Source organism: Ancylobacter crimeensis, from assembly GCF_023016805.1.
GTDB classification, from domain to species: domain Bacteria; phylum Pseudomonadota; class Alphaproteobacteria; order Rhizobiales; family Xanthobacteraceae; genus Ancylobacter; species Ancylobacter crimeensis.
This window is the reverse complement of the sequence record NZ_JALKCH010000007.1, coordinates 248590-266807: the sequence shown is the minus strand read 5'-3', so window position 1 is coordinate 266807 and position 18218 is coordinate 248590. Positions and strand designations below refer to the sequence as shown.

General features: G+C 66.4%; 15 protein-coding genes and 1 tRNA gene. 10 read left to right on the top strand and 6 right to left on the bottom strand.

Annotated features, from left to right (window positions below):
- Position 1 precedes the first annotated feature (1 nt).
- Together MWN34_RS12930 and MWN34_RS12925 are read left to right on the top strand one after the other, a co-directional pair.
- Positions 2 to 1009, top strand: coding sequence for a phosphotransferase enzyme family protein (locus MWN34_RS12930; protein WP_247029700.1), 1008 nt, complete (start codon positions 2 to 4; stop codon positions 1007 to 1009).
- Positions 1006 to 2343: an aspartate aminotransferase family protein gene (locus tag MWN34_RS12925; protein WP_247029699.1), complete on the top strand. Its 1338-nt coding sequence runs from the start codon at positions 1006 to 1008 to the stop codon at positions 2341 to 2343. Before MWN34_RS12930 ends, MWN34_RS12925 begins: the two co-directional genes overlap by 4 nt.
- An 84-nt stretch (positions 2344 to 2427) precedes the next feature.
- Here the strand turns inward: MWN34_RS12925 and MWN34_RS12920 are convergent.
- Positions 2428 to 2517, bottom strand: a tRNA-Ser gene (locus tag MWN34_RS12920).
- Positions 2518 to 2960: 443 nt separating this feature from the next.
- On the opposite strand from MWN34_RS12920, the gene MWN34_RS19810 reads away from it, so the two are divergent.
- The 8 genes from MWN34_RS19810 (at position 2961) to mazG (ending at position 11618) form a co-directional block, all read left to right on the top strand.
- The gene (locus MWN34_RS19810) at positions 2961 to 4238 is read left to right on the top strand and encodes a septal ring lytic transglycosylase RlpA family protein (protein WP_425532109.1); all 1278 of its coding nucleotides are present in this window, start codon (positions 2961 to 2963) and stop codon (positions 4236 to 4238) included.
- Between the two features lie 104 nt (positions 4239 to 4342).
- Positions 4343 to 5659, top strand: coding sequence for a D-alanyl-D-alanine carboxypeptidase family protein (locus tag MWN34_RS12910; protein WP_247029698.1), 1317 nt, complete (start codon positions 4343 to 4345; stop codon positions 5657 to 5659).
- Between the two features lie 13 nt (positions 5660 to 5672).
- Positions 5673 to 6410: a dTMP kinase gene (gene tmk, locus MWN34_RS12905; protein ID WP_247029697.1), complete on the top strand. Its 738-nt coding sequence runs from the start codon at positions 5673 to 5675 to the stop codon at positions 6408 to 6410.
- Positions 6407 to 7444 carry a DNA polymerase III subunit delta' gene (locus MWN34_RS12900; RefSeq protein WP_247029696.1) on the top strand — a complete coding sequence of 346 codons (1038 nt, stop codon included), beginning with the start codon at positions 6407 to 6409 and terminating at the stop codon, positions 7442 to 7444. Before tmk ends, MWN34_RS12900 begins: the two co-directional genes overlap by 4 nt.
- A 44-nt stretch (positions 7445 to 7488) precedes the next feature.
- Entirely contained in the window at positions 7489 to 9036 is a 1548-nt protein-coding gene (metG, locus tag MWN34_RS12895) for a methionine--tRNA ligase (protein WP_247029695.1), read from the top strand.
- Positions 9037 to 9061: 25 nt separating this feature from the next.
- Positions 9062 to 9835, top strand: coding sequence for a TatD family hydrolase (locus MWN34_RS12890; protein ID WP_247029738.1), 774 nt, complete (start codon positions 9062 to 9064; stop codon positions 9833 to 9835).
- 16 nt (positions 9836 to 9851) lie between these two features.
- Positions 9852 to 10649 carry an MBL fold metallo-hydrolase gene (locus tag MWN34_RS12885; protein WP_247029694.1) on the top strand — a complete coding sequence of 266 codons (798 nt, stop codon included), beginning with the start codon at positions 9852 to 9854 and terminating at the stop codon, positions 10647 to 10649.
- Between the two features lie 147 nt (positions 10650 to 10796).
- Positions 10797 to 11618 carry a nucleoside triphosphate pyrophosphohydrolase gene (gene mazG / locus MWN34_RS12880; protein WP_247029693.1) on the top strand — a complete coding sequence of 274 codons (822 nt, stop codon included), beginning with the start codon at positions 10797 to 10799 and terminating at the stop codon, positions 11616 to 11618.
- Between the two features lie 3 nt (positions 11619 to 11621).
- Here mazG and hflX read toward each other — a convergent pair whose 3' ends face one another.
- The 5 genes from hflX to MWN34_RS12855 all read right to left on the bottom strand — a co-directional run bounded on the left by hflX (position 11622) and on the right by MWN34_RS12855 (position 17975).
- Positions 11622 to 12962 carry a GTPase HflX gene (gene hflX, locus MWN34_RS12875; RefSeq protein ID WP_247029692.1) on the bottom strand — a complete coding sequence of 447 codons (1341 nt, stop codon included), beginning with the start codon at positions 12960 to 12962 and terminating at the stop codon, positions 11622 to 11624.
- A 119-nt stretch (positions 12963 to 13081) separates the two neighbouring features.
- Positions 13082 to 13336, bottom strand: coding sequence for an RNA chaperone Hfq (gene hfq / locus MWN34_RS12870; protein ID WP_247029691.1), 255 nt, complete (start codon positions 13334 to 13336; stop codon positions 13082 to 13084).
- A 281-nt stretch (positions 13337 to 13617) separates the two neighbouring features.
- Positions 13618 to 15069, bottom strand: coding sequence for a TrkH family potassium uptake protein (locus tag MWN34_RS12865; RefSeq protein ID WP_247029690.1), 1452 nt, complete (start codon positions 15067 to 15069; stop codon positions 13618 to 13620).
- Between the two features lie 6 nt (positions 15070 to 15075).
- Positions 15076 to 16452 carry a Trk system potassium transporter TrkA gene (trkA, locus tag MWN34_RS12860; RefSeq protein WP_247029689.1) on the bottom strand — a complete coding sequence of 459 codons (1377 nt, stop codon included), beginning with the start codon at positions 16450 to 16452 and terminating at the stop codon, positions 15076 to 15078.
- Positions 16453 to 16544: 92 nt separating this feature from the next.
- Positions 16545 to 17975, bottom strand: coding sequence for a glycosyltransferase (locus MWN34_RS12855; RefSeq protein WP_247029688.1), 1431 nt, complete (start codon positions 17973 to 17975; stop codon positions 16545 to 16547).
- Positions 17976 to 18218 lie beyond the last annotated feature (243 nt).

Here is an 18218-nt window from a genome sequence, read left to right as displayed (position 1 = left end):
CATGACGCAGTTGATGTACAGCCCAGACTTTCTCGCCCGGCTCGAAGCCGGCCTGCGCCGGACGCTGCCGCGCTGGGGCCTGCCCTCGGCGAGCGTGGTGCGGCTGCTGACCATTTCCGAGAACGCCACCTTCCGCGCGATCGATCCCGAGAGTGGGCGCGATCTGGTGCTGCGCGTGCACCGGCCCGGCTACCACACCCGCGCCGAGATCGCCTCGGAACTCGCCTGGCTGAACGCGCTCAACGCCGAGCGAGTGGTGGCGACGCTGACTCCGGTGCCGCAGCTCGACGGCAATCTCATCGCCGACATCGAGGATGAGGGCACGGTCCGTCATGCAGTGGCCTTTGAACATGTGCCGGGCCGCGAGCCGGCGGAGGGGCAGGACCTGCCGCGCTGGTTCGAGCGGCTCGGCGCCATCAATGCCCGGCTCCACGCCCATGCGAAAGCCTGGAGGCGCCCGGAGGGCTTCGTGCGCAAGCGCTGGGACTATGACGCCATGCTCGGCTCGGTGCTGCTCTGGGGCGACTGGCGCGCCGGGCTCGGGCTCAATGCTGAAGGGCGCGCCGTGCTCGAAGAGGTCGCCGCCCTGCTGAAGCGGAAGGTGGAGGCCTATGGCACCGCGCCGGACCGCTTCGGCCTCGTCCATGCCGACATGCGGGTCGCCAATCTGTTGGTGGAGGGCGACACGCTGAGCGTGATCGATTTCGATGATTGCGGCTTCTCCTGGTACCTCTACGATTTCGCCGCCGCCATCAGCTTCACCGAGCAGGAGCCGTATATTCCCCAGCTTCAGCAAGCATGGGTAGCCGGCTATCGAACTGTGGCACCGCTACCGGACGAGGACTGCGCCATCCTGCCGACCTTCATCATGCTGCGGCGCATGCTGCTGACCGCCTGGGTCGCCTCGCATGCCGAAACCCCGACGGCGCAGGCCATGGGCACGGCCTATACGCAGGGCACCGTCGCCCTCGGCCAGGCCTTCCTCGCCAGCGCGGGAGACGCGGCATGACGATGAGCCACGAGATCGACCCGCCCGCCCTGGAAATCCTCGCGCTCAACGCCTTTTCCGGCGCGGGGGAGGGGTTGCCCCCAGACATCGCGGCGCTTGTGGCGCGTCGCCGGCGCAGCTTCGGCGCGGGGTCCGTACTGTTCTACGACGTGCCACTGAAGATCGAGCGGGCCGAGGGCGCCGTGATCCACGCCTCGGATGGGCGCGCCTATCTCGATTTCTACAACAACGTGCCGAGCGTCGGGCACTGCCACCCCAAGGTGGTGGCCGCGGTGCGCGAGCAGGTGGGCCGCTTCAACACCCATTCCCGCTATCTGTGCGACATTACGCAGGATTATGCCGAGAAGCTGCTCGCGACGTTTCCCGCGCCGCTGTCCAACCTCGTGATGACCTGCACCGGCAGCGAGAGCAACGACCTCGCGCTGCGCATCGCCCGCTCGGCCTCCGGCGGCATCGGCTTCGTTGTGACCCGCACCGCCTATCACGGCAACACCGCCGCGGTGACCGAGGTGTCGCCCTCCTCCTACAAACGCGGCGCGCCGCCGGCCCATGTGCGCGTGGTGGACCCGCCCGATCCGGCGATCTACGGCAATAACCTCGCTCAGGGCTTCGCCGATGCGGTGGCCGGGGCGATCGCGCAGATGCAGGCGGACGGCATAGCCTTCGCCGGGCTGCTGGTCGACACCATCTTCTCCTCCGACGGCGTCTTCGCCGACCCGCCGGGCTTTCTTGCCCCGGCCGTGGAAGCGGCCCGGCGCGCCGGCGGACTGTTCATCGCCGACGAGGTGCAGCCCGGCTTCGGCCGCACCGGCGCGGGGCTGTGGGGCTTTTCCCGGCACGGCGTGGTGCCCGACATCGTCACCATGGGCAAGCCGATGGGCAATGGCTATCCGGTCGCCGGGCTGGTGACGCGGCCGGAGCTGCTGGACGGCTTCTGCGCCGCCTTCGGCTATTTCAACACCTTCGCCGCCAGCCCCGTTGCGGCCGCGGCGGCCCGGGCGGTGCTGGAGGCGATCGAGGAAGACGGGCTGATCGCCAATGCGGCCCGTGTCGGCGGCCACCTCAAGGCGCGCCTCACCCATCTCGCCGGCCGGACGCCCATCTCCGCGGTGCGCGGGGCCGGCCTCTATCTCGGCGTCGCCTTCGCCGACGAAACCGGCCCCCGCGCCGACATCGCCAGCGCCCTGATCAACGGCCTGCGCGAGGAGGGCATCCTGATCGGCGCGGCGGGGCAATACGGCAACGTCTTGAAAATCCGCCCGCCGCTGTGCGTGACGGCAGAGCACGCGGACCGGCTGGTGGATGCGATGGAGCGGTTACTGGTGGGGAGGTAGGAGGGCGTATGCGCCGGGATGTGGCGAACGCGGTTCCTGCGATCGCAATTCCTGCGGCGCATGCGGCAACGACGCGCGAGGGCTTGGCGGAGGGGGTGGGATTCGAACCCACGGTGGGCTTGCACCCACGGCGGTTTTCAAGACCGCTGCCTTAAACCACTCGGCCACCCCTCCGGTGCCTCCTTTTTTCCCAACCCGCGGCGCGTTGCAAGAGTGGTTGTGGATGACGTCACGCTGCTCCTGTCGAAAAGCCCGACTGGTGCTAAGGAGAAGACAGGTCGAGGTCGTCGCGGATGATTGGTCGATAGAGGTATTCTGATGGCGCGGTTCCCGTCACCGCGTTCACGAGCGCGTTAACCAAAGTCATACTCCGCCGCATTTCCGCCTTACTCTGCCAGCCTTGTGTGTCATAAAGAGATGCCGCGCGTTTTTGCGGGGCGATCAATTTGGGCACGCGTAACGTCTTCGAAAGCACCAGGGGACTATGGTGCGGAGATGGAACGTGACAGATATGGTCGGGGAGCATGGGGCAGCACACGGCTCTGGTAAGCGGGCGCGCGGCTGAGGCACATGCCGAAGCGGTGAGCTCGAAGGACGGATCCCGTCGACGCCTTGCGGTGTCCTTTCAGGTATCCACATGGTCGCGGGTCGTGTTGGTGGTCGGTGCGGGCTTGCTCGTCGCCAACTGCACCTCGAACACGGCCAGCAAGCTTTTCAGCAAGATCGATCCGAAATACGGCGTCTCGGCCAGCCCGCGCGTGGTGCAGGCCGGCCAGCCGGTGCCCAAGGGCGGCGGCGCCTACCGTGTCGGCAAGCCCTACCAGATCGCCGGCAAAACCTACGTTCCTCAGGAAAACCCGAAGAACTACAAGACCGAAGGCCTCGCCTCCTGGTATGGTGATGATTTCCATGGCCGCCTGACCGCCAATGGCGAGGTGTTCGACATGGACTCCATCGCCGCGGCGCATCCCACGCTGCCGATGCCCTGCTATGTGCGCGTCACCAATCTCGCCAATCGCCGCTCGATCATCGCGCGTGTGAATGATCGCGGCCCCTATCATGCCAACCGCGTTATGGATGTGTCCCGCCGCACGGCGGAACTGCTCGGCTTCAAGCAGGTCGGCACGGCGCGGGTGCGCGTCGAATATGTCGGCCTCGCGCCGCTCGACGGTTCGGACGACCGCAAGCTGATTGCCACGCTCAGCAATGAGCGTCCTGCCATCCTGCCGTCCGACACCGGGGTGATGGTCGCCTCGAACGATTCCCCGATGCCGGTCCGTCCGTCCTCGATGCGGGTGCCCTCTATGGCTCCTCCGCCGCCGGATCGTCCGTTCGATCTCGGGGACGCGCTTCTCGCCTCCGCGCGTCCGAGCCCGGTGCAGACGCCGATCGGCACGCCGCGGCAGGCGCCGCGTCCCGCGGTCGCTCCCTCGCAGGTCGCGATGGCGCAGGAATCCGATCGCATCGATCAGATCGCCGCGGATGTGCCCGAACCGCCGCCCGCGCCGGCCCGCGTCGCCGCTCCGGCGCCCAGCTATGTCGCGGCTCCGGCTCCCGCGCCGCTGCCTCCGGTTCCGCAGGTGCGCACGGCGGTTGCCGCCGCCAAGCCGGTCATCCGGCCGGGTAATGGCGCAACCTATGCGAGCCTCGGCTCGGTGACACCGCCCAAGCCCGTGCAGCGCGCTCCCGCGCCCGTGGCGAAGCCGGTGACGGCAGCGCCCGCAGCGGTCGTTGCCTCGGCCGCGCCGCGTCCTGCAAAGCCGGTGACGCTGCCCGCGCCGTCGCAGAGCGCGGCCTATGCGCCCAGCCCGGCGGCTTCCGGTTGGGTGGTTGGTCCGCAGCCGGTTGCCGTCGGCTTCGCGCCGTCGTCGGGCTATATCGGCTCGGGCTACTGACGCGCCCGATCGGCTGACGGGCCGGCTGAACAGGTCGGCTGAACAGGTTCTTGCGAGGTGGGCCGGACTCGGTCCACCTTTGTCATTTCCAGCGGGACCTGACGATGCCGGCGATCGTGCAGCTTCTTTCTCGTGCCGCCTCTCCCATGTCCGGCGTCGCGGCTACAGCGCGTTCCATCGCGCGCCCGGGTGCGGGGCAGGGCGCCGTCCTGCGGGCTGTCCTCGCCATCGCCGCGCTGGTGCTGGCGGCCTTCTCGGTGCCGCGGGATGCGGCGGCACAGGCGACGCCGCCGGTGGTCGCGACCCCTGCCGCCCTGCTGATGGATTTCGACAGCGGCACCATCCTGTTCGAGCGCGCCGCCGACACCCAGGTCCAGCCGGCAAATCTGACCAAGATCATGACCGCCGCCGCGGTGTTCCGGGCGCTGGCGGAGGGTAAGCTCAAGGCAGACGACACGCTGAGCGTGAGCGAATATGCGTGGCGCAAGGGCGGTGCACCGTCCGGCAGCACCGCGATGTTCGCCGCGCTGAACAGCCGGATCGCCGTCTCGGACCTGCTGCGCGGCATGATCATCCAGTCCGGCAACGATGCCGCCATGGTGCTGGCGGAAGGGATTGCCGGAAACGAACTCGCCTTCGCCGGCAAGATGAACGAGGAGGCCAAGCGCATCGGCCTCACCGGCTCCACCTTCCGCAATGCGAGCGGCCTCTCGGACCCCGGCCAACTCACGACCGCTCGCGACATGGCCAGGCTCGCCGCCTTCATCATCCGCACCTATCCGGACAAGTACGAGATCTATTCCGAGAAGGAATTCACCTGGAACAAGATCCGCCAGCTCAACCGCAACCCGTTGCTCGGCATGAGCCTGGGCGCGGACGGGCTGACGACGGGCTATCTCAAGGACAGCGGCTTCAATCTGGTCGGCTCAGCATTGCAGAACGGCCAGCGGCTGGTGCTTGTTCTGCTCGGCGCCAAGTCGGACAAGGAGCGGGCGGAAGATGCCCGCAAGCTTTTGGAATGGGGATTCCGAACCTTCGAGCAGAAGCCGCTCTTCGCCAGGGACGAGCCGGTCGGCGAGGCCGTGCTGTTCGGCGGCGAGAAAGGCTCGGTGCCGCTGGTGGGCGCTTCCGCGATCAGCCTTCTGGTGGCGCGCGACGGCAGCGAGAAGCTGACGGCGAAGATCCATTACACCGGGCCGGTTCCCGCACCCGTCGCCAAGGGCCAGCAACTCGCCACGCTTCAGGTCTATCGCGGAGAGCAGGTCGCGCTTGAAGTGCCGCTCTTCGCCGCCGCCGACGTGGCTCAGGGCCCGCTCTGGCGCCGCGCCCTCGATGCGGGTTATGAGCTTTCGGTGAGCCTGTTGCGGCAGGGCTACGCGAAGGTGAAGGAACGCATCGGCATGAAGGACACGACCGGATGAAGGGCCTCTGGGGATGAACCCGCAGCCACGCATCGCCCTTCCGGCGACGCCGCTGTCGCCGGAAGGCGAGGGGCGAGCGGCGGCGCGCGGCGGGCGCGGGGTCTTCATCACGCTTGAAGGCGGGGAGGGCGCCGGCAAGTCCACGCAGAGCCGCCGCCTCGCGGAACGGCTGCGCGGGCTCGGCCACGAGGTCGTCACCACGCGCGAGCCGGGTGGATCACCGGGGGCGGAGATCATCCGCCATGTCCTGCTCTCCGGCGCCGCCAAGCCGTTGGGGCCGGAAGCGGAAGCCGTCCTCTTCTCCGCCGCCCGCGCCGATCATCTCGATGTCACCATCCGGCCGGCCCTCGCGCAGGGGGCGGTCGTGATTTGCGACCGGTTCGCCGATTCCACGCGGGCCTATCAGGGGGCCGCCGGTTCGGTGGATCATCGCTTTATCCGGGCGCTGGAGGAGGTCACGGTAGGCGAGACGCGGCCGGATCTTACCCTCGTCCTCGACCTGCCGCCGGAAGACGGGCTGGCCCGTGCCGAGGCCCGCGCGCCTGGCGCCGCGGACCGGTTCGAGAGCGAGGCCATCACCTTTCACCAGCGACTGCGCGAGGCGTTCCGCATGCTGGCGCAGGAAGAACCGACTCGCTGCGTGCTGATCGACGCGCGCGCGGATGTCGACACCGTTGCCGCACGAATCTGGCAGGCGGTCGAGGAAAAGCTGCGGGTTCGCCTGTCGCTCTCGGAAGCCGCCGCCCCATGAGTGCCGATGCCGTCGTCGAAGCCGACCGTTTCGAAGCCGCTCCGCATCCGCGCGAGCGCAGCGCGATCGTAGGTCATGCCGAGGCGCAGGCGCTGATCCGCGAGGCATGGGATGCCGGCCGCATGCCTCACGCTCTGCTGCTTGGCGGTCCGGAAGGCATCGGCAAGGCGACGCTCGCCTATCGCATCGCCCGTTTCGCGCTGTCCGGCGGAGCGGCTCCGGCCGGCACGCTCGATGTCGCGCCCGACCATCCGGCGAGCCGGCAGGTGAGGGCGCTTTCGCACCCCGACCTTCTCGTGTTGCGCCGCGTTCCCGGCGACGGCGGCAAGCTGCCTTCGATGATTCCGGCCGAGCAGGTGCGCAAACTCAAGGCGTTCTTCGGCTCCACAGCCGCGCTCGGCGGCTGGCGGGTGTGCATCGTCGACACGCTGGACGAGATGAACGCGCAGGGCGCCAATGCGTTGCTGAAGACTCTGGAGGAACCGCCGTCGCGTGCGTTGTTCCTGCTGGTGAGCCACGCGCCCGGCCGGCTGCTGCCGACTATCCGTTCGCGGTGCCGGGTCGTCCACATGCGCGGGCTCGACGAACGCGAAACCGCGATGGCCTTGACGGGCCTCGCCGCGGAGATGCAGGGGCTCGATTCCGCGCGCTTCGCAGAAGCCGCGGCGGCCAGCGAGGGCAGCGTGCGCGAGGCGTTGCGCCTGATGTCGGGGGAGGGGCTCGCCATCCGCAGCGCGACGCAAGCCTTGCTCGACGCCCTTCCCGCCCCCGATCCCAAGGCGCTGCACACGCTGGGCGAGCGGCTGCAGGGCGATCGCGCCGGCGGGCTGGATAGCTTCACCGCCACCGTCGAGGCATGGATCAGCGATCACGCCACCGGCCGCCGGCAGAGGGCCGGGCTTCGCCTTGCACGCCTGCCGGAGGTGTGGGAGAAGGTTCGCCGCGCCGCCATTGACGCGGATACCTTCAATCTCGACCGCAAGACGCTCGTCTTTCGGATCTTCGCCTCGATCGAGGACGCTTTGGCCCCTTGAGCGAGGCCGGTCCGGCCGGCCGTTCGCCAACGGGACATGCCCGCGTGACCTCGACCTTCTATATCACCACCGCCATCGATTATCCCAACGGCGCCCCCCATGTGGGCCACGCCTATGAGAAGATCGCGGCCGACGCCATCGCTCGCTTCCGCCGTCTCGAGGGCGATGAGGTGCGGTTCCTCACCGGAACCGACGAGCATGGCCTGAAGATGATGCAGACGGCGCAGAAGCAGGGGCTGACCCCGTTCGACTGGGCGACGAAGAACGCGGATCGTTTCAAGGAGATGGATGCGCTTCTGGGCGTGTCCTATGACCGCTTCATCCGCACCACCGATGCCGACCATATCGCCGCCTGTCAGGCGATCTGGCGCAAGATGAAGGAGGCGGGGGATATCTACCTCTCCGCTTATTCCGGCTGGTATTCGGTTCGCGACGAGGCCTATTACGCCGAGGACGAGACCACGGTGAACCCGGACGGCGTTCGGCTCGGTCCGCAGGGCACGCCGGTAGAGTGGACGGAGGAGAAGAGCTATTTCTTCCGCCTCTCCGCCTATCAGCAGGAGCTGCTCGACTGGTACGAGGCGCATCCCGATTTCATCCAGCCCGAGAGCCGTCGCAACGAGGTGTTGAGCTTCGTGCGCGGCGGCCTGCAGGACCTCTCCATCAGCCGCACCACCTTCTCCTGGGGTGTGCCGGTGCCGGAGGACGAGGAGCATGTGATGTATGTGTGGGTGGATGCCCTCACGAACTACATCACCGGATGCGGCTATCCTGATGAAAGCAGCGACTCTTTCCGAAAGTGGTGGCCCGCCGCCCTACATGTGATCGGCAAGGACATCATCCGCTTTCACGCGGTTTATTGGCCGGCTTTCCTGCTCTCCGCCGGGCTGGAACTGCCGCACGCCATCTTCGCGCATGGCTTCATCCATAATCGCGGGGAGAAGATGTCGAAGTCGGTCGGCAATGTCGTCGACCCGTTCGACCTCATCAGGGCCTATGGTGTCGATGCGCTGCGCTATTTCCTGCTCCGCGAGGTGCCATTCGGGCAGGACGGTTCCTACAGCCACGAGGCGATCGTCGCACGCACCAATGCCGACCTCGCCAACGACCTCGGCAACCTCGCCCAGCGCTCGCTGTCGATGATCGCGAAGAACCTCGGCGGCGCGTTGCCCGCGCCCGGCCCGCTGTCGGAGGCCGATGCCGAAATCCTCGCCAGTGCCGACGCCATGCACGATAAGGTGCGCGAGGCGATGCAAGGATGGCAGTTGCATCAGGCGATCGCCGTCATCTGGTCGGTGGTCGCGGATGCCAACCGCTATTTCGCCGCCTCGGCGCCGTGGGAACTGCGCAAGACGGATCCTGAACGGTTCGGCACCGTGCTGTGGATCACGGCCGAGGTGATCCGGCAGGTCGGCATCCTGGCTCAACCCATCATTCCGGTGAGTGCCGGCAAGCTGCTCGACCTGCTGGCCGTGCCGGCTGACGCCCGCAGCTTTGCCGCGCTCGGCGGGGCAGGGCGGCTTACCCCGGGCACGGCCCTGCCCGCCCCGGTCGGTGTCTTTCCCCGCTATGTCGAGCCGGAAGCGGTCTGAGATGAGCGGAAAGCTGGCTTCCGGCATGGTGGTGGACAGCCACTGCCATCTCGACTTCCCCGATTTTGCCAGCGAGATCGACGCCGTGGTGGAGCGGGCCCGCGCTGCCGGTGTCGGGCGCATGGTGACCATCGGCACACGCATCCGTCGTGCCGCCGAGCAGTACGCGCTGGCGGAGCGTTTCGACGACGTGTTCTGCTCGGTCGGCACCCATCCGCACAATGCGGGCGAGGAGGCCGATGTGCCGCTTGCCGATCTTCTCGCCGCCGCCGACCATCCCAAGGTGGTCGCGATTGGGGAGGCGGGGCTCGACTATCATTATGACAACGCCCCCCGCGACGCGCAGGCGGCAGGCTTCCGCATGCATATCGAGGCGGCGCGGCGCATGGGCCTGCCACTGGTTATCCATGCCCGGCAGGCCGATGACGATGTGGCAGCGATTCTCGAGGACGAGAGCGCGAAGGGCGCCTTCGGCTTCGTGCTCCACTGCTTCACCGCCGGCGAGGATCTGGCGCGGCGAGCCGTTGCGCTGGGTGGCTATGTCTCGTTCTCCGGCATTTTCACCTTCAAGTCCGGCGCGCCGCTGCGCGAGATCGCGGCGGCTCTTCCGCGGGATCGGCTGCTGGTGGAGACGGACGCACCTTATCTTGCGCCCAATTCGAAGCGGGGCAAGCGGAACGAGCCGTCTTATGTGGTCGAGACAGCCGGAGTTCTGGCCGACACGCTCGGCCTTTCGCGCGAGGCTCTCGCCGACCTGACGACGGCGAATTTCTTCCGGCTGTTCGCGCGCGCGACCTGACGCAAAAGGATCGACCATGACGCAGAGCTTCACCATTCTCGGCTGCGGCTCCTCGGGCGGAGTGCCGCGGGTCGGGCAGGGTTGGGGCGCCTGCGATCCCGGCGAGCCACGCAACCGCCGCCGTCGCTGTTCGCTGCTTGCGGAACGCATCGGCGAAGATGGTGCGCGCACCACGGTGCTGATCGACACCTCGCCCGACCTGCGCGAGCAATTGCTGGGCGCGGATGTCCGCCGGCTGGACGGCGTCGTGATCAGCCACGAGCATGCCGACCATACCCACGGGCTGGACGATGTCCGCCCCCTGACGATCCTGCATCGCAAGCGGCTCGACACCTGGCTCGACGCGGAGACCTCCGCGTTGCTGCGCCAGCGTTTCGGCTACTGCTTCGAGACGCCGCCCGGAAGCGACTATCCGCCGATCCTTCAGGAACATCGTTTCCGCCATGGCGAGACGCTCAAGGTGAACGGGCCGGGCGGTTCGCTTTCCATGGTGCCGTTCCGGCTCTATCACGGCCAGATCACCGCGTTCGGCTTCCGCTTCGGCGGGCTGGCCTATACGCCGGATCTGCACGACATTCCCGCGGAGAGCCTGTCTTACCTCGAAGGTCTGGATGTCTGGATCGTCGACGCGCTGCGTCCCACGCCGCATCCCAGCCATTTCTCGCTGGGCGACGCGCTCGGCTGGATCGAGCGGCTGAAGCCGAAGCGGGCGATCCTCACCAACATGCATGTCGACCTCGATTACGGCACGCTGCGCCGCGAGCTACCGCCGGGCATCGAGCCCGCCTATGACGGCATGACGATAACACTGTGAGGCCTGGGAACCGACGTTCTTGCCGGAATTGGGATGCTATTATTTTCCATAATATGTCTTCTGCGATTCATAGCTGATCTGAACGACCCGCGCGGCTGCCGGATCATTCCCCCTAGCTAAGCCCATGCCATCTTCCGGAGAGCCTGCGTGACCCCCTCCCGCGACATCGAACGCCTGCTCGCTATCATGACGGCGCTGCGCACGCCCGGGACCGGTTGCCCGTGGGATCTGGAGCAGGACTTCCGCTCTATCGCCAGATACACCGTCGAGGAAGCCTATGAGGTCGCCGATGCCATCGAGCGGGACGATCTCGACGATCTCTGCGACGAACTCGGCGATCTGCTGCTGCAGGTCGTTTTCCATGCCCGAATGGCCGAGGAGATTGGCGCCTTCGCCTTCGGTGATGTCGTGGAGGCGATCACTGCGAAGATGATCCGCCGGCATCCGCATGTGTTCGGCGATGCAGGCGGGCGCGACGTCGCGGCGGTGAATGCGGCGTGGGACGCCATCAAGGCTGAGGAAAAACAGGCCAGACGGAACCGGCGCGCTGCCCGCGGGCTGCCGGAGGAGGGCGCCCGCCGGCTGCTGGACGACGTGCCCCGCGCCGCCCCTGCCCTCACCCGGGCGATCAAGCTGCAGAGCAAGGCCGCGCGCGTCGGCTTCGACTGGCCGGATGCCAGGCTCGTGCTCGACAAGATCCGCGAGGAGATCGACGAGGTCGAGGCCGAGATCGTCTCGGGCAACCGCGAGGCAGCCGCCGGCGAGGTGGGCGACCTGCTCTTCGCGCTCGCCAATCTCGCACGCCACCTGGAGGTGGATCCGGAGGCGGCGCTGCAGGGAACCAATGCCAAGTTCACCCGCCGCTTCGGCCATATCGAGGATGCGCTGGCCGCCGGAGGCCGCATGCCGGCGGAAGCCAGTCTCGAAGAGATGGAGGCGCTCTGGCAGCAGGCGAAGACGCGGGAATAGCTCTCAGGCCGTGCGGTGGCGTGAACTTCCGGTACGACGGGCGCCGAACCGGTGTTCGAGATTCTCCGCCCGGTCGGGATCGACCCGCACCACGAGATGCAGCCGGCCGTTCTCGCCGACACGGCGATCCAGCACCTCGGCATGCCGGTAGAGCCAGCTCAGCCCCTCGCCATCGACCGGATCGAGGTCGAGCGCCAAGGTCACACGCTCGCGCGCGAGCCGCTGCTGGATTGCCGACAGCAGGGTGTCGATCCCCTCCCCGGTCAGCGCGGAAACCGGGATGGGATGCTCGTCGCCCTGGCGGCGTTCGGCGATGTTGAACACGCGGGCCCGGCCTTCGACGTCGAGCTTGTCGATCTTGTTCCACACCTCGATCAGGCGGACATGATCTTCGGGGTCGATGCCGAGGTCGGAGAGCACGTCACCGACATCATCGGCCTGCGCCTCGGCATCCTCATGCGACAGGTCGCGGACATGAAGGATGATGTCGGCCTCGATTACCTCTTCCAGCGTGGCGCGGAAGGCAGCGACGAGCTGGGTCGGCAGGTCGGAGATGAAGCCCACCGTGTCGGACAGGATGATGCGCTCGCCCCCCTTGAGCTCGACCGCACGCAGGGTCGGGTCCAGCGTCGCGAAGAGCAGATCCTGCGCGCGGACATCCGCCCGGGTCATGCGGTTGAACAGGGTGGATTTGCCGGCATTGGTGTACCCAACCAGCGCGACCACCGGATAGGGCACCTTCTTGCGGCTGGCGCGATGCAGGGCGCGCGTACGCTTCACCTGTTCCAGCTCGCGCTCGATCTTGAGGATGCGCTCGCCGATGATGCGCCGATCCGCCTCGATCTGCGTCTCGCCCGGGCCGCCGAGGAAGCCGAAGCCGCCTCGCTGGCGCTCGAGATGCGTCCAGGAGCGAACGAGGCGGCTCTTCTGGTAGCTCAGATGGGCGAGCTCGACCTGAAGCACGCCCTCCTTGGTGCGGGCGCGCTGGCCGAAAATCTCAAGAATGAGCGCGGTACGGTCGATGACCTTGGCGGACCACGCCTTTTCGAGATTGCGCTGCTGAACGGGCGTGAGCGGCGCGTCCACGAATACGAGGCCCGCGCCGGTCTCCTCGACCAGCGCGGCGATGTCCTCGACTTTGCCGGTTCCGAGATAGGTCGCGGGCTTCACTTGCGAGAGGCTGACGATGAGCTGGCCTACGACATCGAGGTCGATGGCGAGTGCCAGCCCGACGGCCTCGTCGAGCCGGGCTTCCGGCGTGCGGCGTGGCCCTTCGCCCTCCCCGCCCCGGACGCGGGACAGATGCGGTTCGACGACCACGACCCGCGTGGCATCGCCCTGCATATTTTCAGGGCTGGCCGGAGCCGCAGCTCGCACAAGCTTGCGGCCGGCGGGGCCTGTTACGCTCTTGGGATCCAAATCAGCCCGTTTCCTCGGCTGGCCGGTTCAGCGATTGTCGCCGTTCAGCTCTTGTCGACGGCTTCGTCCGAAGCTTCGAAGAGCTGGACGGGATGCCCCGGCATGATGGTCGATATCGCGTGCTTGTAGACGAGCTGGGAGTGCCCGTCACGCCGAAGCAGCACGCAGAAATTATCGAACCAGGTCACGACTCCCTGCAATTTCACGCCATTGACGAGAAAGATGGTGAGGGGTGTCTTGTTCTTGCGGACGTGGTTGAGAAAGGTGTCCTGGAGGTTCTGGGAACGATCCGCGGCCATTTTTTTTGATCCGTTGTGATGTTGCGCCGGCGCGGCACTGACGTGGCCTGACGATCCTGTCCGTGGACCGCCAGCTCATGCCAGAGTGCGTTGCAAGCATGCCACACGATGTGTGTCGCGCAAGACTCTTTCGCGTCCGGCGTGGCAGGTGTCCTCAGACTGCTAACATAGCGTCGCCTTTGCGACACGGTCTGGAAGTGCTCGATTGTGTATCGACGATGTTCGGACTGCCGTTCACGACCCGATGGGCTTCGCGATTCGCGCCGGGCGCGACAATGCGATCAACGTCGCCACAGTGCAGCGTGGACCAGGCCCAGCACGACGACGATCTCCAATCTTCCGAGCACCATCCCGGTGCCGAGCAGCAGCTTGGCATAGGCCGGCAAGGCGCCCCATTCCGGCCAGACCGTGCCCGCCTCCCATCCGGCGCCATAGACCGGCCCGGCATTCGTCATCGCGCTCATGGCAGCGACATAGGCCGCATCGAAGCTGGGCATGGCCGGGGCGATAGCCGCCGCCAGAAAGCCGAGCGTTACCGTCGCGACGACGAAGCACACCCACACCGCCTTCATAGCTTGCAGCGGAACTGTCTGCCGGCCGAGCTGCCGCGGTCGTACTGCATGCGGCATGACCAGCCGGTTCAGCTCCATCAGGCTCTGGAGCACCATGGCGCCCACCCGATGCAGCTTGATGCCTCCGCTGGTCGAAAAGCTCGCGCCGCCCATGAAGATGATAAGCAGCACGACGGTGAGAGGCAGGGAGGTGAAGTCGCCGGCGTGAAGTTCGATACCGGTTGTAGTGACCAGCGATACGGCTGTGAAGAGTCCGTCCTCCAGTGCCACAGGCAGGGAAAGGCGCCCTTCCGGGGTCTGATAACGTATGGCGGAAACAAGAATTCCGAGAATGATGACAAGGACAACGACGGAAACGTTCTCACGTTGCGTGAAAGCCTGGCGGAACCGGCGGGTGGCGATCATGCGGTGCCACAGGATGGAGGTTCCGCCCGCGAGCATGAAGAACGACATGACCAGCTTTACCGGCATCGTGCCATAGGCCGCCATTCCGTCGGCATCCGGCAGCAGACCTCCGGTCGAAACCGCCGCGGTCGCCATGCCGAAGGCGTTGAACCCGTCGAGACCGGCTGCGAACAAGGCGATCATGCAGAGCATGGTGACGCCGGCATAGACCGGAACGACCGTTTCGATCGCGTCTTCGAAGAACGCTGTGCCCTCGCTGATGCCCTGTTCGGGCAGGCCGGAAATGCGGTCCGGCAGACCGCCGACGCCAGCGGGCGCCAGTACGGCCACGGCACCGATAAGCGTCAGCAGGCCACCCAGCCATTGCAGAGACAGCAGCCAGACCAGCGTCGCGCGCGGTACGTCCGCAACGGCGTGAATCCCGCCGCCGCCGGTGGTCGTCAGTGCGCAGATCGCTTCGAACCAGGCATCTACGAAGCCGAGCGAGGTTGTTGCGTCCACCGGTATCGCCGCAATCACCGAGGCCCCGAACCAGAACAGCGTGAGCAGGCCGTAAGACGACAATCGCCCAAGCCGGGCGGACCGATTGCGGGTCGCCAGATGCAGTGCACCGGCACCGAACACGGTGAGCAGGGCGGTCAACAGGAATGCAACCGACGCCACCTCATGCCGGATCAGCCCCACGGCGCCGGAAAAGAGCAGGAAGAGCGCGAGCGCGCCGGCTCCGAGCGCGCCTTTCTGGGCGACCGCGATCATGGCGCCTCAGAAGAATTCGAGGCTGACGCGGAAGAGCTGCTCCACGCGCTTCACCTTTTCCGCCAGTGCGAACAGCACGATACGGTCACGCGGCTGGATTACGGTTTCGCCGCGCGGCAGCAGCACCCTCCCGGCCCGGATGACCGCGCCGATCCGCATGCCGTCGAACAGGTCGATCTGTTTGAGGGGACGGCCGACGAGCGGCGAGGTTTCCAGCGCCTCCGCCTCGATCACCTCCCCTGCTCCGTTCAGCAGCGAGTGCACGCCGCGGATGCGGCCCTTGCGGACGTGCTGGAGCACCTTGGAAACGGTGATCTGGCGTGGATTCACATAGGCGTCGATGCCGAGCCCGCGGGCAAAGGCGGGGTAGTTCGGATCGTTCAGCAGCGAGAGCATGCGCCGGGCGCCGAGTTCCTTCGACAGCAGGCAGGACAGGATATTGACGCGGTCGTCATTGGTCACCGCGATCATGGTGTCGGCCTCGCCGACGGACGCCTCCTCCAGCACCACGCGATCGAGCGCGCTGCCCTGAAGCACGACGATGCGGTCAAGCTCCTGCGCAATGAGCTCGGCGCGGGCTGCGTTATCCTCGATGATCTTCACCCGCGCTCGCGGATTGCGCCGTTCCAGCTCGCGCGCGACGTACAGCCCGATATTGCCGCCGCCACCGATCACGACACGTTGCGCCGGCACCTCGTCGTGGCCAAAAATGGAAAGCGTGCGCACCACCTGGTCGGCCTGCGCGGCGAAATAGGCGATGTCGCCGGCGATCAATGCGTCCGCGCTCCGCGGCACGAACATGCGGCCCTTGCGGTTGACGGCGATCACCACCGCGCGCAGGTCCGGGAACAGGTCGGTGAGCTGGCGAAGGGGCGTGTCGATGACCGGGCAATCTTCCTCGCAGCGTACGCCTGCGACGACGACCTGCCCGTCGGCGAAATTCACCGTGTCGATGGCGCCGGGCAACGAAAGCCGCCGCAGCACCATCTCTCCCACCTCGATCTCCGGCGAGATGACGACGTCGATCGGCAGGTGATCGCGCGAGAACAGGTCGCGCCACTGGCCTTGAAGATAGGTCTGGGCGCGCACGCGGGCGATCTTGGTCGGAACGTCGAAAAGCGCATGGCCGACCTGGCAGGCGACCATGTTGACCTCGTCATGCAGCGTGACCGCGATCAGCATGTCGGCGGCATCGAGCCCTGCGCGCGCCAGCACGTCCGGGTGCGAGCCATGGCCGACGAATCCACGTACGTCGAGGGTGTCAGTGATCGCCTGGATGAGGCGCGGCGACGTATCGATGATCGACACGTCGTTCTGCTCGGCGGCGAGCCGCTCGGCAATGCCGAAACCGACCTGACCGGCGCCGCAAATCACGACCTTCATCGGACCCTCACCCCTGCACGCACCCGCCGCGGCACGGGTGGCTCGCGGGCAAGCGAGTCACACTCTATAGCAGGTTCGACGAAGACCGCAGTTCATCCTGCCAGCGATGTGGCGGTTTGTGCAACGGGAACGGCATGGAACGGGCCGGCCCCCGGCCCCGCGCCGACCAGTTCAATTGCGTTTTCGTGCTGTGCAAGGGTCGCGAAAAGCTCCCGGGCCACCATGCGCCAACTCCGCAACGGCAGGGTGCGGAGCCCCTCCTCGCGCCGCTTCAGATAAGCGCGGTCGAGGATCGGACGCTCGATGCAGGAGATCATGTCGTCCAGCGACGTCGGGTCGAAATAGTCGATGGCTTCGCCGAGCACTTCCGACAGCGATGTGACGCGGGACGAGAGGCAGAGCCGGCCAAAGCTTGCGCTCTCGCCAAGCGGAAGTCCCCAGCCTTCGTAGAGGCTGGGGAATATCGAGAAAAGGCACGCGCTATAGAGCGCGGCCAGTTGCTGGTCGCTCGGCTTGCGGACGAGCCGCAGGCGCTCCCGGAGCATCGGATGGCGCTGCAGAAGCTCGTCGATCTGCCGGGCCTTGCCGTCATGGTCGCCCGCGATGACGAGCGTCGGAAGGCGCTCCGTCCCGATGCGCGCTCCGATGCGACCCCAGACATCGATGAGCGCGAGCAGGTTCTTGCGGGCATGAGCGATCGAGCCGACCGAGAGCACATATTCGCCGTCCGGAACCAGCGAAGGATCGACGTGGCCGTCCCAGTCGAAACTGTGGGCGAGCGGAACGCGGTCGATCCTGGGAGGCTGGCCACTCCTCGATCCCAGAACGCCACGGATATCGGCGGCGGAGTGGTGCGAGATGGTGACGTAGCGGTTTGCGAGCGATGCCATCTCGCCGAACCAGTGGACAAAGGCCAGGTTCGGTTTGGGTTCGCTGGCCGGCGCGACAATCGGGATGAGGTCGTGGATGAGCGGCACAACCTCGACGCCCGGTCGTGACGCAAGAGCACGAAGTCGCGCGATCTGTTCCGGCAACAGCCATGCCATTCCGAGCACAGCAACGACGCACCTCCCTTCCGACGGCATGGTCCAGGGGGAGATGGCCCATCCGAGCACCCCCCTCGGTGGCACAAGGTACTCGCCCACGGCCCGAATCCGGCGTTTGAGGCCGCGCCTGAAAAGATGCCATGCCCGACGCAAGGGGCGATCCATATAGCGCCGCGAGGCTGTCTTCATCCGTATGCCGGTCATCCCGGTCGCACGGTTGAAGTGGTGCCGATCAAGACAGCGATCATCGGCGAAAAGCGCGGGATCAAGTCGAACATAGCGATGCTGCGCGGGGTGGAAGAAGACGAGCGTGACCCCTCCCCTGCCCTCCCGCCAGTCGGTGTGTCGGATGATTTGAGTGATGACGCGCACGATGCCGCCGAGTGCCAGACCATTATTGAGGTGCAGGCATACATCCGACACATCGACAATAACGGGGTTTGCAGGCGGAACGTGGAACGGGATAGTCGCTGTCATGGATCAGAAGCCAAAGACGATGAGCTGAACCGTACGCATATATATCCGGCACCTGTTTCCACGTTCAGTCCCAGCGTTTCGGCATGTTTCTCTAGCGTAGAATTTTTGTTTGCGCACTGTCCTGACGTAACTTTCGATCGGCGTAGTATTGTTGAAATTTTATAAATTCAAATGTATCTTTAATTATAATCGTACCTTCCATTAGGTGCGTCGTCAAAGGTGTGAACGTCACTCGCTCCCAGA